The organism is Pseudomonas marincola (assembly GCF_900682675.2).
In the GTDB taxonomy this organism is placed as follows: domain Bacteria; phylum Pseudomonadota; class Gammaproteobacteria; order Pseudomonadales; family Pseudomonadaceae; genus Aquipseudomonas; species Aquipseudomonas marincola.
The window spans coordinates 3,246,894-3,262,487 of sequence record NZ_LR215729.2; the positions used below are offsets into that span (position 1 = coordinate 3,246,894).

General features: G+C 56.4%; 11 protein-coding genes and 1 tRNA gene. 5 read left to right on the plus strand and 7 right to left on the minus strand.

Annotated elements, in window-relative coordinates; translation table 11 throughout:
- Positions 1-2 precede the first annotated feature (2 nt).
- The 3 genes from PMYSY11_RS15160 to PMYSY11_RS15170 form a co-directional block, all read right to left on the minus strand.
- Complete coding sequence (locus PMYSY11_RS15160; protein WP_150547323.1) at positions 3-1,238, minus strand: tyrosine-type recombinase/integrase; 1,236 nt, start codon at positions 1,236-1,238, stop codon at positions 3-5.
- A gap of 190 nt (positions 1,239-1,428) precedes the next feature.
- Entirely contained in the window at positions 1,429-5,331 is a 3,903-nt protein-coding gene (locus PMYSY11_RS15165) for an autotransporter outer membrane beta-barrel domain-containing protein (RefSeq protein WP_172970623.1), read from the minus strand.
- A 538-nt stretch (positions 5,332-5,869) separates the two neighbouring features.
- Positions 5,870-6,472, minus strand: a complete 603-nt coding sequence (locus tag PMYSY11_RS15170; RefSeq protein WP_069899350.1) for a peroxiredoxin — start codon at positions 6,470-6,472, stop codon at positions 5,870-5,872.
- Positions 6,473-6,781: 309 nt separating this feature from the next.
- On the opposite strand from PMYSY11_RS15170, the gene PMYSY11_RS15175 reads away from it, so the two are divergent.
- Together PMYSY11_RS15175 and bfr are read left to right on the plus strand one after the other, a co-directional pair.
- Complete coding sequence (locus PMYSY11_RS15175; protein WP_090508751.1) at positions 6,782-7,000, plus strand: bacterioferritin-associated ferredoxin; 219 nt, start codon at positions 6,782-6,784, stop codon at positions 6,998-7,000.
- 200 nt (positions 7,001-7,200) lie between these two features.
- Positions 7,201-7,671 (plus strand): bacterioferritin, encoded by a 471-nt coding sequence (gene bfr / locus PMYSY11_RS15180; RefSeq protein WP_069899353.1) that lies wholly within the window; start codon positions 7,201-7,203, stop codon positions 7,669-7,671.
- Positions 7,672-8,741: 1,070 nt separating this feature from the next.
- Here bfr and grxD read toward each other — a convergent pair.
- Together grxD and PMYSY11_RS15190 are read right to left on the minus strand one after the other, a co-directional pair.
- The gene (gene grxD, locus PMYSY11_RS15185; protein ID WP_069899354.1) at positions 8,742-9,068 is read right to left on the minus strand and encodes a Grx4 family monothiol glutaredoxin; all 327 of its coding nucleotides are present in this window, start codon (positions 9,066-9,068) and stop codon (positions 8,742-8,744) included.
- Between the two features lie 108 nt (positions 9,069-9,176).
- Positions 9,177-11,285 (minus strand): molybdopterin oxidoreductase family protein, encoded by a 2,109-nt coding sequence (locus PMYSY11_RS15190; RefSeq protein WP_150547325.1) that lies wholly within the window; start codon positions 11,283-11,285, stop codon positions 9,177-9,179.
- A 342-nt stretch (positions 11,286-11,627) separates the two neighbouring features.
- On the opposite strand from PMYSY11_RS15190, the gene argF reads away from it, so the two are divergent.
- Together argF and PMYSY11_RS15200 are read left to right on the plus strand one after the other, a co-directional pair.
- The gene (gene argF, locus PMYSY11_RS15195) at positions 11,628-12,548 is read left to right on the plus strand and encodes an ornithine carbamoyltransferase (protein ID WP_069899356.1); all 921 of its coding nucleotides are present in this window, start codon (positions 11,628-11,630) and stop codon (positions 12,546-12,548) included.
- A complete protein-coding gene (locus PMYSY11_RS15200; RefSeq protein WP_150547326.1) occupies positions 12,545-13,657 on the plus strand; it encodes an ABC transporter ATP-binding protein in 1,113 nt (370 codons plus the stop codon). The genes argF and PMYSY11_RS15200 overlap by 4 nt, the downstream gene beginning before the upstream one ends.
- A 134-nt stretch (positions 13,658-13,791) precedes the next feature.
- On the opposite strand, the gene PMYSY11_RS15205 is transcribed toward PMYSY11_RS15200, so the two are convergent.
- Positions 13,792-13,866, minus strand: a tRNA-Arg gene (locus PMYSY11_RS15205).
- A 107-nt stretch (positions 13,867-13,973) separates the two neighbouring features.
- Here PMYSY11_RS15205 and PMYSY11_RS15210 point away from each other — a divergent pair.
- Entirely contained in the window at positions 13,974-14,453 is a 480-nt protein-coding gene (locus PMYSY11_RS15210) for a GNAT family N-acetyltransferase (protein WP_150547327.1), read from the plus strand.
- A gap of 16 nt (positions 14,454-14,469) precedes the next feature.
- Here the strand turns inward: PMYSY11_RS15210 and PMYSY11_RS15215 are convergent, their stop codons facing one another.
- Positions 14,470-15,525: a Glu/Leu/Phe/Val dehydrogenase dimerization domain-containing protein gene (locus PMYSY11_RS15215; protein ID WP_150547328.1), complete on the minus strand. Its 1,056-nt coding sequence runs from the start codon at positions 15,523-15,525 to the stop codon at positions 14,470-14,472.
- Positions 15,526-15,594: the final 69 nt, after the last annotated feature.

A 15,594-nucleotide genomic window follows, 5' to 3' on the forward strand; every position in this document is an offset into this window, starting at 1 on the left:
GCTCATAGCCTCCCAAATGCGCCATGAACCACATTATTAACCGGTGCAGAGGTGGCGTAGTCAGCCCAAGCCTGCATAAGCACACGACGCTTCTCCAGTAAGTCGCTGCGACTGTATGCGGCTTCAGTTTGACCTCGTTCATCATGGGCGAGTGACATCTCACAAACCTCTCGCGGGTAGTGGGTACATTCACTTGCCCAGGTGCGAAAGGTGGCACGAAAGCCGTGGGTTGTAATGTCGCTATGCCCCATAGATCGCAATAGATTGAAGGTTGCACCAACGTGGATAACTTTCGACTTACTGCCCTGGCCTGGAAACAGATAGGAGTTGCCCACTGTACGAGGTATAGATCGCAATAATTCAACAGCTTGGTCAGGTAAAGGGACGGTGAAAGGCTGACGAGTTTTCATGCGTTCCGCTGGCAGGTGCCAGGTAGCGGCTTCTAGGTCGAACTCATCCCAAGTGGCAAAGCGAACCATGCCAGCGCGTGCTGCTGTCAAGATTATCAGTTGCAGCGCCGCCTGATCGCGGCCTCCCATGCTCGCCAAGCGCAGCATAAATGCAGGCAGATCACGCCACGGCATTGCGGGATGATTAGTTCGTTGAGTCGCCCGTCTTTTGTCTGCCCTGCTCAATAGGTTGTCTAGGTGACCACGCCAACGGGCTGGGTTTTCACCTGTTCGCAAATTACGTGCCTTAGCCGCATCTAAAACGCACTCAATCTGGGCGCGTACTTCATTAGCAGTCCGTGGCTTAGAGTTCCAGATGGGCTGAAGGACTCTCAGCACATGCTCCGTATCGACTTGGTTAGGTGAGAGCTCGCCTATTACAGGTAAAGCATAGCGCTCCATCTTGGATAGCCAGCCACTTCGCCACCTGACGCTGAGGCCTTGGCAGTGCGCCAAATGGTACTCCAGCAGTACCGTCTTGAAAGTAATGGACTTAGCTTTATCTACGGCCTGCTGGTCTTTCTGACGCTGCTGCTGAGCTTTTCGCTCATCCAGAGGATCAAGACCTTTAAGTATCAACGCTCGCGCATCTGTAGCGGCTAATCGCGCAGTTTTGAGTGACGCAGCAGGGTACGGCCCCAAACCCATATCACGGCGCTTACCGTTGAGTTGATAACGCAGTAACCATGATTTGCTACCTGTTGTGCTAATAACCAGATACAACCCACCCCCATCGAGATGTCTACCTGGTGTAAGTAGGTGCTCAACTTCTTTCGGATTCAGTGCCATTACTCGCCCCGCTTGTTGATCAAACCCTCACCCAGCCCCACACATTTTTTTGGATTCAGCCGGTAGTGGTTGGAATTATCAGGACGCTATATTAGCCTGAAAGCCTCTATTTGTCTGGCCTAACGGAATAAGACGGAATAAATAAGAACATAAAAAAACCGGCTTCGCGCCGGTTTTTTTTGGCCATACCTTAGAACTTCACGCGTAAACCCACCGTGCCATTAACGCCGGTGCTGTCGCCGAAGTTATTCAAGCTGGTGTCTACCGAGACCTCGCCATACAACGACAACTTGTCATCGTTCCAGTTGTAGCTGCCGCCCACACCTACATCCGCCCGCATGCGCGCTGCCCGGTTGTTGAATTTGACATCAGCAACATCGACTTGGGTGCCGTCCAAGAACTCGTAGTACAAGTTGGTAATGCCGTACACATGGCTGCGACGGAGTTTATCGGCATCGTCCTTCCAGGCGGCATTGCGATCGACCGAGATGCCCACGCGGGCTTCCAAGCTATCGGCATCATCCATCGACACCTCAGCGCCGAAGGTGTCGTCAAAGCTGTCGAAGTCCACCTGCGAGTAAATCAATTGCGCCTGCGGAGTCAGGGTTGTTTCGTTGTCGACCACGTATTTCTTACCGCTCTCAATCGACACCGCGTAACCTTTGCCATCGTTATCACTGGTTAATGTTCGCTCGGCGGTATCCGAGTCCAGGTCAGAATCGAACCAGGTGACGGCCGCCTGCCCGTCGACATAGAAACCGTTCTCTTTTAACCAGGTCAGCGTTAATCCGGCGCCATAGCCGCGAATATTAATGTTGCCATCGCCATCCAAAGCATCGACGTCAGTACGCGAGCCGCCGTAGTGAGCGGTCAGACCGCCGAATAACTTGCTGCCATCATCACGCTCTTTCAGCAGAGCATCGATGCCCGCTTGCGCCATCCAGTTATGGCTTTCGGTGTTGGCCTTAGCGGTGGACACGTTGTAGTGATCGCGCCGATGACTGCCTTCTACGCGAATCCAACTGGCTCCGTCTTCAATGCTCGGCTCTTCTGCCTCAAGGCCTTCAGTATTAACAGCCAGTTCACTTTGATTAATCGCCACCGGCCAATAACGGTTACCAATTCGCTGCTGCATGGTGGGCAATGTTGCCAACCCCAAAAGCGCCTGAGCGTACTGCTCATACAAGGGCACGCCAGGGCTGTAACGCGGCCCGAGGTTCTCAACGGGTGCAGGCTCCGACGGCGCCGGCGGGGTAACTGGACTGGTCGGCGAACCTGGGTCAGTCGGGGTGCCGGGAGCTGTTGGATTATTTGGGTCAACGGGCGCAGGCGGTAACGTAGGCGTTATCGGCGTCGCGGGACGCCGCTGCGAAGTCAGATACCAGTCTCCGTCTGCCGGATCGGCCGGGCTATTTTTATGCAGGGTATATGCGTAAGCGCCGCCCACAACGGCCTGTTGATTGTCCGGGGTAACGAAATCTCCCTTCAACAGAAAACCGCCGTTCGATGCGCCATCAACCTGCACCACTTGAATACCGTTGGTGGTTAGCGCGCCTCGCCCGCCGAGGTTGTTGACGGTTAGCGTGGTATTGCCGGCAGTGCTGCCATTGACTACCAACTTATCGGTGGCCGAGTTGTCATTGCCGAGCACGGTATCAATCAACAAATCTGAGCCGGCGCGGTAATTGTTGGTCACGGTCAACACGTTGTTGGCTGAACTGTTCTGCAGGTCGATGGTGCCTAAATTGGTGACGTCGCCCATCACCGTGGCCAGTGTGGAGGCCAAGCGCAGCGTCGAACCATCCTCGATCCAAAAGCCCAAACCGTCTGCACCAAGGCCCGCGCCGGTACCGGTTGCCAGCGTGCCTGAAAGCGCCAGATCGGTACCACTTACCAGACGGACCCGCTCCCAGTTGGTCAGCAAGCTACCGTCGACTACGCGCGTGCCAGCTAGAAATTTCAGCTCATCTTCAGCGCCATCGGCAATGCCGAGATCATCGCCACCGTTGGCCACCAGCAGGCCCGACATGTCGGCTGCTGCAGTAACCAATGCGGTGTCTGAGCCATCACCCATGTTTATAGTCGAGTCGATAGCTCCCGCATTCCAGTTAAGAACATCAGCTCCAGCGGCCGTGGTAATGCCATTACGGATAGTGCCCGATGTGGTGATGGTGGCCGCGCCGCCCTCAGCGACGATACCGGCTGCACCTGCAGAACCGTCTATGACAGCTGCTTGAGCGACATCGATGTTACCGCCCGCCGCCCCGACACCACGAATACCCGCCCCGCCAGCACTGCCACCCGTTGCCAGGCCTCCGGTTGCGGACACCGAATAGCGCCCAGTACCCGTCACCTCAGCCCGCAGTGCATCAGCGTTGCCTCCGCTGGTAGTGATTGTGGTTTGGTTACTGACAACCGCATTTCCAGAGCCCGCGTTGGTAGCAAACAAACCATGTGCGAGCGCCCCCGAGGTATTTAAGGTGCCACCGGTTGCATTTACAGTTGCGGCAGCGCTGGAGGCTGCATTACTGACTTCTGCGGCCACGCCATACGCGGAGCTTCCTTGAGTGGTTGCAGTACCGCCAGCGAGATTAGCGGTTGCAGCACCCGTCCCCTCCGATGTTGCTATTACACCGTGCCCGGTGCTGTCCGCGGTGGTCAGCGTACCGCCATACAAACCCGAAATTGCCGCTCCCGCGCCTCGGTTGAGTGCCCGAGCGCCCGCAGCCCTTTGCCCGGTAGTCTGCACAGTGCCACCTTCTATACGCGACTCGGCTGTGCTGCCGTTGGAAGCGGAAGTAATTAAGGTAGACACACCATTGGAGCCCAAGCCCGCGGTGCTAATAACACCGTCAGTGATTATTGCAGTGGCCGCGCCTACTGTGCCGGTTCCACCGTGACTGGCGAGAATCGCATCTGCCCCCCTGTCCTTGGTTGTAACGCTTCCGCCGCTCATCAAAATGTTTGCAGAACCGGTCACATCGGTCTGGCTACCGTGGGTCGCCAAAAGTCCAGTCGCACCGCGTCCTTCAGTCGTGACGGCTCCTCCTCTCATATTGATAAAAGTCGAGGTTCTGCTGCCGGCCAGCGCTTCTGCGCCAAAAGCCGAGCTGCCCACCGTATCGATGGTGCCGCCATTGATATTGATGATCAGACTGCCATCATTTCCGCCAGCTTGCCGGTCGGAACGAGTGAAAATACCGGGAGCATTACCCGCGAATGTAGTCCGGATCGAACCTCCATTAAGGGTGATAGCAACGTCACCAGGCCCTGACTTGACCGACAAAACGCCACCCCTTTCCCCAATCAACTCACCGTCATCAATCACGACGTTGCCAGTACCCACGGTATTGGTATTAATCATTGCGAGTCTGACAACATTGCCTTCAGTCGCGGATATCTGGCCACCGGTAATATGAATAGTTGCTGAGCCCGTACCGGAGTTACGTGCAGACACACCGTTCGAATTGCCCTGCGCTTCAATTTTACCGCCCGAAAAAGTGGTAATCGCATCCGCGATACTTTGTCCGTTGCCTACGATTGTTTCGAGGCCACTGGCACTGTTTCCTCGTACCAAAATTGAGCCACCGGTCATGGTTGCGACCGCACCGCCCCCAGTGCCCGCTGCTTCTGCGACAACACCACTCGAGGCGCTGCTTCCTGTGGTCTCAATTGAGCCACCGCTCATCAGGGCTGAGGCTAACCCTGCATTGGCATTATCTGTCCGTGCATAGGCGCCGAATGAACTGTTGCCTTCCGTGGTTAATGTGCCGCCAGCTACTTCCACCGATGCATTGCCCTGGCCCAAATTTCGGGCGAACACGGCATGAGCCTGTGATTGCGTCGGACCTGTAATCGCGACACTGCCCCCCGTCACCGTGACCGACACATCACCCGTTCCCCGTTTGATGGCAACGAGGCCTGTGCCATCTACGGTGGTGACAAACGGTGCAAAATTGCGCGCTTCAATGCTGAGATTACCGGTTGAGGTGGCATCAGCCTCGAGGGATACACCGCCCTCACCCACGATGATGCCAGCATCATCCAGAATAAGTGTCAGGCCATCCGCGACCTGGTAATTAATCCCCGACACATACGAACCCGCACTGCAACTGATTGTGCTTTGACCTGCGCCATCCGCGCCACATTCATCGACAGCGAACGCGGCAACGGGCAGTGCTGTAACCACGATGAAAGTAATTGATTCGACTAGACAACTAGGGCCTTGGCGCAACAACATAAAACGGCTTACACAGGGGTTCCTTGTGTCGGTATCCATAGTGCGTTTGCTCCATGCAGACCGCGATTTAGCGCATGTTCAAAATGACATCGGCATAACGACTGCAACCTGAGGCTAGCCCAACAACTTAATTTGTACGCATTTTCCGGGCGCACAACACTGCGAATTACCGACCAACGGGCTTACATTGGCATCCGATCCAGCCTTAAGGGTGTTGTCATCGCAAATGCTTTATAAAATTTATCGCGCTGGCTTTGCGCGTGATCTTGACCAATACCCTGCTGTTCCAACAAAACATTCACGCAATAAAAAACCGGCACAAGGCCGGTTTTTTATTGCAGTAGCAAAGGCAACGGATTGTTACCCGTGCGTACTCACAGCGTCGAAGCGCTTACAGGTTGGAAGCGTTCTCAGACAGATACGCAGCAACGCCTTCTGGCGATGCAGTCATGCCCTTGTCACCTTTCTTCCAGTTAGCCGGGCAAACTTCGCCGTGCTCTTCGGTGAACTGCAGCGCGTCAACCAAACGCAGCAGCTCGTCCATGTTACGGCCCAGCGGCAGGTCGTTAACAATCTGCGAGCGAACAACGCCGTTCAGGTCGATCAGGAAAGCGCCACGGAAAGCAACGCCGCCTTCGGACTCAACGTCGTAGGCCTTGCAGATTTCGTGGTTGATGTCGGCTGCCAGGGTGTAAGAAACCTGACCGATGCCGCCCTTGTCGACTGGGGTGTTGCGCCATGCGTTGTGGGTGAAGTGGGAGTCGATGGACACACCAACAACTTCAACGTTGCGCGCTTTGAATTCAGGAATGCGGTGATCCAGAGCGATCAGCTCGGACGGGCATACGAAGGTGAAATCCAGAGGATAGAAAAACACCAGGCCATATTTGCCTTTGATCGCAGTAGACAGGCTGAAATCTTCAACGATTTCGCCATTGCCCAGTACCGCTGCAACGTTGAAATCCGGGGCTTTCTTACCTACGAGTACGCTCATTCGATATCTCCTTGGATGATTAGGTGAACGGCGAGCCGTTAAATTTGCATGATCGCAAGACAGCACAATGACACGGCCCGCGTCACTTGAACGAAATATGATACACCTCGATTTTAGGCCTCGCCCACCGCTTTTTGTGCCGCTTGGTGTGCGATGCCCTAGCCGCGACGAAGCAATAGGTAATAAGCGCACGACCGTTAATCGAGTTTTGCTCTATAAATGAGAACGTTCGCATTCGGTCTTTGACAAGCATTCTCATTAGCATTAGTATCTTGGTCACTTACTACTGCTTAGCAGCGAGTCTTTCTTATGTATGTTTGTCTCTGCGAAGGTGTCACCGACGGCAAGATCCGCGAAGCCATTTATGATGGCTGCTGCAGCTACCGTGATGTCCGTGAAGCCACCGGTGTTGCCAGCCAGTGCGGCAAATGTGCATGCCTTGCCAAGAAAGTCGTTCGCGAAACACTGAGTGAAATGCACAGCAGCCAGAGCGCTTTGGCCTTTCCGGCAAATTTTATTAGCGCCTGATTGAATGCAGTGAAAAAGACCGGATGCCATATCCGGTTTTTTTATGCCTGAAATTCAGATACTTAGCGCTTTAATGCAGAAGTAAAGTATTCGTATTGCGATTAATTTTCACTTTACTTTCAGATACTTAGGTTTGACAGCTAGCAGAGTCAGGGCCAAAATCGATAGTCAAATTCCCCCGACACTCAGCAGGCCCGGACATGAAAGGCGACAAGAAAGTCATCCAGCATCTGAACAAGATCCTCGGTAACGAGTTGGTCGCGATCAACCAGTACTTTCTGCATGCGCGCATGTACGAGGATTGGGGTCTGAAGAAGCTTGGTGAGCACGAGTACCATGAATCCATCGACGAGATGAAGCATGCAGACAAGCTGATCAAGCGCATTCTGTTTCTCGAAGGCCTGCCGAACCTGCAAGACCTGGGCAAGATTCTCATCGGTGAAAACACTCAGGAAATGCTCGAGTGTGACCTGAAGATCGAACACAAAGCCCATGGCGACCTGAAAGATGCTATCGCCTACTGCGAGAGCATTGGTGACTTCGCCAGCCGCGAATTGCTCGAAGATATTCTTTGCTCAGAAGAAGAGCACATCGACTGGCTGGAAACTCAGCTGAGCCTGATCAAGGCAGTGGGCTTGCAGAATTACCTGCAGTCGCAGATGGACGAGTAAATCGTCAGCAACGTTGAAACAGGAGCCAATGGCTCCTGTTTTTGTTTGGGCTGAATGTGTTGAATGCGCGGATTGATTCGGTTGTATCTGCTCCTGTGCAATCGCCCGACGGATTGCGTTGCTGCGCACGCTATCCATCCTCCGGGTGCTGGGTTTTCAACGGGGGATGGAATCCGCATCGCGGTTTGCGTCATGACGATTTGCCGGATTCACTCGGCGGCATCTGCGCCTGCACAATCGCTTGACGGATTGCGTTGCTGCGCGCCGCTATCCATCCTCCTGGGTTGATTCGGCGGAGGATGGAATCCGCAACGCGGCTTCCGTCATTGCAATTTATCGGATTCACTCGGGGCCATCTGCGCCCGTGCAATCGCCCGACGGATTGCGTTGCTGCGCACGCTATCCATCCTCCGTGTTGGGTTGATTCGACGGGATTGGAGTCCGCATCGGGGCTTCCGACATGACAATTTATCGGATTCACTCAGGGGCATCTGCGCCTGCACAATCGCTCGACGGATTGCGTTGCTACGCGCCGCTATCCATCCTCCGGGTGTTGAGTTTTCGACGGAGGATGGAATCCGCAACGCGGCTTCCGTCATTGCAATTTATCGGATTCACTCGGCGGCATCTGCGCCAGCACAATCGCCTGACGGATTGCGTTGCTGCGCGCCGCTATCCATCCTCCGGGTGTTGGGTTTTCGACGGTGGATGGAATCCGCGTCACGGCTTCCGACATAGCAATTTATCGGATTCACTCAGCGGCATTTGCGCCCGCACAATCGCTCGACGGATTGCGTTGCTGCGCACGCTATCCATCCTCCGGGTGTTGGGTTTTCGGCGGGGGATGGAATCCGCGTCGCGGTTTGCGTCATGACGATTTGCCGGATTCACTCGGGGGCATTTGCGCCTGCACAATCGCCCGACGGATTGCGTTGCTGCGCGTCGCTATCCATCCTCCTGGTACAGGGTTCTGTTTTCGGGCGGGGCTGGAATTCGCGGCAATAAAAAACGGGAGCCATTGGCTCCCGTTTTTGTCTGAGTAACTTGTTACTCAGCTTGCTGAGGCAAACTTAGGCTTCAGCTTTTTGCACGGCGTCTTTGATCAGGGTCTGCAGCTCGCCCTTATCAAACATCTCGGCAAGGATATCGCTACCGCCAACCAGCTCACCGCCAACCCACAGTTGCGGGAAGGTTGGCCAGTTGGCGTACTTTGGCAGGTTGGCGCGGATTTCCGGGTTTTGCAGAATATCGACGTAAGCGAATTTCTCGCCGCACGCCATCACAACCTGCGAAGCCTTCGACGAGAAGCCGCACTGCGGGGCATTCGGCGAGCCTTTCATGTAAAGCAGAACAGTGTTGTTAGCGATCTGCTCTTTGATAGTTTCGATGATATCCATTGGGCACCTCAGGTCTTAACTTTTCGACTCATACGTCGACACGGTGGCTGCATTGTAACGAAAAACCGAGCGCCATGCTCGGCTTTGAAAACGCCACGGCAGCCACCCTCAGGCCGCCACCACCTCGACCGGCACACCGTTCAATGCCGCGTTACCTGAAAGCTTATCCAACTGACGCTCATCTGTCAGGTCATTGGCGCTGGCGCCCGGCTGCTCCGTCGCAGTGGCCAATTGCACACCGGGCCGCGCGTGTCCCCAGCCATGCGGCAGGCTGATAACACCCGGCATCATGTCTTCACTGGCGACCACCTCGACCTCAATTTGTCCGATGCGCGAACGCACTCGCACGCGCTGTTTATCAGTCAATCCCCGCGCCGCCATGTCTGCGCTGTTCATCAATAGCTGGTGACGTGGCTTGCCCTTCACCAAACGGTGATAGTTATGCATCCAGGAGTTATTGCTGCGCACATGGCGCCGGCCAATCAGCAACAGTTGGTTCTCGGCCGGTACCGGCTCTGCGGCGAAACGTTGCAGGTCGGCAAGAATCACCTCTGGCGCGGCATTGATGCGTTTATCGGCGGTTTTCAAGCGCCCCGCCAGATTCGGCTTTAGCGGCCCCAGATCGAGCCCATGCGGATGATCGGCCAGGGTTTGCAGCGATAGTTTATGCGCGGAACGGTCGCCATAAGCCCCTGCCCGCAACCCCATATCAATCATTTGCGAAGGCGCCATGGTTGGCTTTAACTGAGCGTCGGTCTTCTCGGCGAAAGCCTTGGCCAAGCCGACGAATATTTCCCAGTCGTGCAACGCGCCCGCCGGTTTAGCCAATACTGACTGGTTGAAGCGGGTGACGTTACGCACCGCGAACATATTAAAGGTGGTGTCGTAATGATCATGCTCCAGCGGCCCAGTTGGCGGCAGAATCAGGTCGGCGTAGCGCGTGGTTTCGTTGATGTAGAAATCGATGCTGAGCATAAACTCCAGACCGTCTAGCGCCTGTTCCATCTGCCGACCGTTAGGCGTCGACAACACCGGATTACCGGCCACAGTGATCATCGCCCGAATCTGCCCTTCGCCTTCGGTAAGCATCTCTTCTGCCAGCGCCGCCACGGGTAATTCGCCGCCGTACTCGGGCAAGCCGGACACGCGGCTCTGCCAGACGTTGAAGTGCCCGCCGGAAGTGGCCGCAACCAGATCGACAGCCGGCTCGGTGCACAACGCGCCACCCACCGAGTCAAGATTGCCGGTGACCATATTGATCAGTTGCACCAGCCACTGACACAACGTGCCGAATGCCTGCGTCGATACGCCCATGCGCCCGTAACACACCGCCTTTTCAGCGCTGGCAAAGTCGCGCGCCAACTGGCGGATTGTTTGCGCGGGTACGCCGCAACGAACGCTCATGGCTTCAGCGGTGAAGTCTGCAATCGCCGTCTTCACCTGCTCGATGCCGGCAATTTGCAGGTGGCTTTGACGGGTCAGGTTTTCACTGAACAGGGTGTTCAGCAGGCCAAACAGCAAGGCAGCATCCTGCCCGGGACGGACGAAGACATGCTGGTCGGCAATTGCTGCGGTTTCGCTGCGACGCGGGTCCACTACAACAAACTTGCCGCCACGCGCCTTGATCGCCTTGAGGCGTTTCTCCACGTCCGGCACGGTCATGATGCTGCCGTTCGACGCCAGCGGGTTGCCACCCAAAATCAGCATGAAGTCTGTGTTGTCGATGTCCGGAATCGGAATTAACAGCCCGTGTCCGTACATCAGATAACTGGTGAGATGATGCGGCAGTTGATCGACCGAGGTCGCCGAAAACCGATTGCGGGTTTTCAACTGGCCGAGGAAATAGTTGCTGTGGGTCATCAACCCGTAGTTATGCACGCTCGGATTGCCCTGATAAATGCCCACGGCATTTTTGCCGTGGCGCATCTGAATCTCGCTTAAGCGCTCAGCAACCAGGGTGAACGCCTCATCCCATTCAATTGCCTGCCACTCGCTGCCAACGCGGCGCATGGGACGGTGCAAGCGATCAGGGTCATTCTGGATATCCTGCAGGGCCACTGCTTTTGGGCAGATATGGCCGCGACTGAAGGTGTCCTGCGCATCACCCTTGATTGAGACAATGCGCTCGGAGCCGTCTTCGGCGGGCGCAGTTTCGATGGTTAATCCGCATATCGCTTCGCACAGATGGCACGCACGGTGATGCTGGGTATGGGTCATGGCCAAGCCTCTGGTTTTTATTCTGGCAGTTTCAGTACCGACTACAATAACTATGCCGCGCGCAGGGCCTCGCCGCCAGCAGCGTTCGTCTCATGAATCGACCTCTATCAGGCCAGCCGATTGCAGCGGTTATAAGCCCGGCAAAAACAGCCCAACGGCGGGCTATAACACGCTTTATTGCAGGGTTTAAGCCGACAATTTGCGCCGGATCGCCATTTCCTTATAAGATTTCGCCTTTCCCCGTTTCGTCGCACGCTGCGGCCTTCTGCTGCTGGCTCTGCTATTCCCGGATTACCACCGGCCCAATGAGCCTGCACCCTGTTGCAAAAAGGTATGTGAGTTATGAGCGCAAGACACTTTCTCTCGATGATGGATTGCACACCAACCGAACTGGTGAGCCTGATCCGCCGAGGCATGGAGCTGAAGGACTTGCGCAATCGCGGCGTCTTGTTCGAGCCTTTGAAAAACCGCGTACTGGGCATGATTTTCGAGAAAGCCTCGACCCGCACCCGCGTCTCGTTCGAAGCCGGCATGATCCAGCTCGGCGGCCAGGCGATCTTCCTTTCGCCGCGCGATACGCAACTCGGCCGTGGCGAGCCAATCGGCGACGCGGCGATTGTGATGTCGCGCATGCTCGACGTGGTGATGATCCGCACCTTCGCCCACAGCACCCTCACCGAGTTTGCTGCCAACTCGCGCGTACCGGTAATCAACGGCCTGTCGGATGACCTGCATCCGTGCCAGTTGCTGGCCGACATGCAGACCTTTTTTGAACATCGCGGCAGCATTGCCGGCAAAACCGTGGCCTGGATCGGCGACGGCAACAATATGTGCAACTCCTACATCGAGGCCGCCGAGCAATTCGACTTCCAGCTGCGCGTTGCCTGCCCGCAAGGCTACGAGCCCAGCGCTGAGTTGCTGGCCAAATACGGCGATCGCGTATTGGTCACTCAGGACCCGATGGAAGCCGTTCGCGGCGCGGATCTGGTCAGCACCGACGTCTGGGCCTCGATGGGGCAGGAAGAAGAAGCCGAGCAGCGTATGGCGCGCTTCAAGCCTTACCAAGTGACCCGTGAGCTGCTCGACGCGGCCGCCGAAGATGTGCTGTTCATGCACTGCTTGCCGGCACACCGTGGCGAGGAAATCAGCGAAGACCTGCTCGACGATCCGCGCTCCGTGGCGTGGGACCAGGCCGAGAACCGCCTGCACGCACAAAAAGCGCTGCTGGAGTTTCTCGTAGAGCCGGCGTACCACCACGCATGAGCCAGTCATTGCTGCTCAACCTGCACAACCTGAGCTGTGGTTATCACGAGCACAAGGTTGTACAAGACCTCAACCTGCACCTCAATGCCGGTGACATCGGTTGTTTGCTCGGCCCATCCGGCTGCGGCAAGACCACAACCCTGCGCGCAATCGCAGGCTTTGAGCCAGTTCATACAGGCGAAATCCAGCTGGCTGGCGATGTTATCTCCAGCCCGGGTTTCACCCTCGCCCCGGAAAAACGCCGGATTGGCATGGTGTTTCAGGATTACGCGCTGTTCCCGCACCTGAGCGTCGCCGAGAACGTCGCATTCGGCATTCGCAAACTCGCCGACTGTGCGCGCAGAACCGAAGAGCTACTCGAACTGGTCAACCTTGCGCACCTGAGCAAGCGCTATCCACATGAGTTGTCTGGCGGCCAGCAACAGCGTGTATCACTGGCCCGTGCCTTGGCACCGGACCCAAGCCTGCTGTTGTTGGACGAGCCGTTCTCTAACCTCGATGGCGAACTGCGCCGCCGCCTCAGCCAGGAAGTTCGCGAGATCCTCAAGGCACGCGGCACTAGCGCCATTCTGGTCACCCATGATCAGGAAGAAGCCTTTGCGGTTAGCGATCACGTTGGCGTGTTCAACAACGGCAAACTCGAACAATGGGATACGCCCTACAACCTTTACCACGAGCCGCACACGCCGTTTGTGGCGAGTTTTATCGGCCAGGGCTACTTCATTCGCGGCCAGTTGCTCACCCCGGACACGGTGCAAACCGAATTGGGCGTGATTGGCGGCAACCGCGCCTATATCTGGCCATTGGGCAGCGCAGTCGATGTATTGCTGCGCCCTGACGATATTGTCTACGCCCCCGACAGCCAGCTGCAGGCACGCATTATCGGCAAGACCTTCCTCGGCGCGGCCACCCTGTACCGCCTGCAAATGAATACCGGCAGCCAGCTAGAAGCCATCTTCCCCAGCCATGCCGATCACCAGCCCGGTGAAAACGTGGGCATCCGCGTAGCAGCCGATCATCTGGTCGCCTTCCCCGCGCCGGGCAGCATCGCCGCCCACGCCGACCTCTCGGAATCCGGCGTTCGCCGCTACAGCAGCTCCACACGCTAACCCACAGCAATACATCCCTGCGAGGCCCGTAAAGGCTTCGCAGAATACTGAGCTGTGGAAATGATAATCACGATGCGCAGAGATGCGCCGGGCAGTGATTGCTGCAATTAGCGTGCAGCAATGCACCTGAAAGATGGCGTCCCCTACTGGAGTCGAACCAGTATCTAACCCTTAGGAGGGGTTTATTCTATCCATTGAACTAAGGAGACGAGGTATTGCAAACAACGGCCGGCATCTTAACCATGATCGACCGTTTTGTCATGCCACTGCCACAACACAATTGCCATACTGAGAACACTCACTGGAGGAAATCAGCATGTCGCAGCCAATTGCACAGCTTGTCCCCGACTCGCCCTTCGCCAACTTCAGCGTGCGTGCTGCCTGCGCGACCGACGCCCATGCGCTCGCCTCACTGCTCCAACAGTTGGGGGATGATGAGCCAAGGCCAGACCCCGTCATTCTGGCGATGCGCCTCAACGAGCCAAATCAGGGCCGTGTAGTGCTGGTCGCCGAACGCGAAGGCAAACTATTGGGCACCTGCACCGTGCATTTAATCGAGCATCTGGCGCACAACTTCGCCCGCTCGGCGATCCTTGAAGATGTCGTGGTCGATGCCAATATGCGCGGCTTGGGAGTGGGTCAGGCTTTGGTACACAAAGCCGCTGAACGCGCGCGTAACTGGGGCTGTTACAAACTGGCGCTTTCCAGCCGGAACAACCGTGCCGATGCCCAGCGCTTTTATCAAACGCTGGGTTATCAGTTGCACGGCGTTAGTCTGGCGCTGGAGCCTGTTTAAAGTTGCAGCGGCTCGTTTAGCGAACGCTGAATCTTTGCACGGCGATGGCATCAGCCACAGCAGTGGTGGTTCTGCCCTGCTGCTGCGCCTGCACAAAGACCTGCTTAAGTGTGTCGCCGATACCGTCCAGATGCGCTTTTAATTGCTCAGTAGTACCGCCACTGCGCTCGTAGTAAATATCGATAATACCGCCTGCGTTAATCACGTAATCCGGCGCGTAAAGCACGTTATTGAGCTGCAACTCCTCTGCGACGGAGGCATCGGCCAACTGGTTGTTGGCCGCGCCGGCGATGATAGGCGCGCGTAACACCTCAAGCACCTGACGGTTGATGATTCCGCCCATCGCACACGGTGCGAACACATCGACATCAAGGCCGTAGATATCTGTAGCGCTGACCGCAATCGCGCCCAGCTCATTAACGGCGCGGCGCATATTGGCCTCGACGATGTCGGTCACCCACAGTTCGGCACCAGCCTCTTTAAGGTGCCTGGCCAGCGTAAAGCCCACCTGCCCGACGCCCTGAATCGCCACCTTGAGCCCGCGCAGATCTTCACGTTGCAGACGTTGCTGCACAGCCACCTTGATCCCGCAGAATACCCCGTAAGCCGTTGCTGGTGACGGATCGCCGCTGCGCTGGCCGCCACCGATCGCTTCACGCGCATTGGCGCCGGCCACATGGCGGGTACGCTCGGCCATTATCTGCATTTCGGCAACGCCAGTGCCCGAGTCGGCAGCGGTGATATAGCGACCGCCGAGGCTCTCGACAAAGTCGCCCATCGCCTGAAACAGCGCGGTGCTTTTGCCCGTGTGCGGATCACCGATGATTACGGCTTTGCCGCCACCCAGCGGCAGGTTGGCCATCGCCGACTTGTAAGTCATGCCGCGCGACAAACGCAACACATCACGCAATGCTGCTTCTTCATCGGCATACGGCCACATCCGGCAGCCGCCAAGCGCGGGGCCAAGATTGGTGTTGTGGATGGCAATGATGGCTTTCAGGCCGCTGGCTTTGTCGTGACCGTAGACGACGTGCTGATGCTGGTCGAAATCAACGTGTGTAAACACCGACATGGTGTACCTCGATAAATCAATAAAGTTAAAAATTGAAGGCTGATTAGAAAGCGTGAAGGCTGCGCTGGC

Bases quoted from the DNA above. Each gene is read 5' to 3' on its own strand.
- PMYSY11_RS15160 (WP_150547323.1), bottom strand. From the start codon at position 1,238: ATGGCACTGAATCCGAAAGAAGTTGAGCACCTACTTACACCAGGTAGA.
- PMYSY11_RS15170 (WP_069899350.1), bottom strand. From the start codon at position 6,472: ATGAGCGTACTCGTAGGTAAGAAAGCCCCGGATTTCAACGTTGCAGCG.
- PMYSY11_RS15175 (WP_090508751.1), top strand. From the start codon at position 6,782: ATGTATGTTTGTCTCTGCGAAGGTGTCACCGACGGCAAGATCCGCGAA.
- bfr (WP_069899353.1), top strand. From the start codon at position 7,201: ATGAAAGGCGACAAGAAAGTCATCCAGCATCTGAACAAGATCCTCGGT.
- grxD (WP_069899354.1), bottom strand. From the start codon at position 9,068: ATGGATATCATCGAAACTATCAAAGAGCAGATCGCTAACAACACTGTT.
- PMYSY11_RS15190 (WP_150547325.1), bottom strand. From the start codon at position 11,285: ATGACCCATACCCAGCATCACCGTGCGTGCCATCTGTGCGAAGCGATA.
- argF (WP_069899356.1), top strand. From the start codon at position 11,628: ATGAGCGCAAGACACTTTCTCTCGATGATGGATTGCACACCAACCGAA.
- PMYSY11_RS15200 (WP_150547326.1), top strand. From the start codon at position 12,545: ATGAGCCAGTCATTGCTGCTCAACCTGCACAACCTGAGCTGTGGTTAT.
- PMYSY11_RS15210 (WP_150547327.1), top strand. From the start codon at position 13,974: ATGTCGCAGCCAATTGCACAGCTTGTCCCCGACTCGCCCTTCGCCAAC.
- PMYSY11_RS15215 (WP_150547328.1), bottom strand. From the start codon at position 15,525: ATGTCGGTGTTTACACACGTTGATTTCGACCAGCATCAGCACGTCGTC.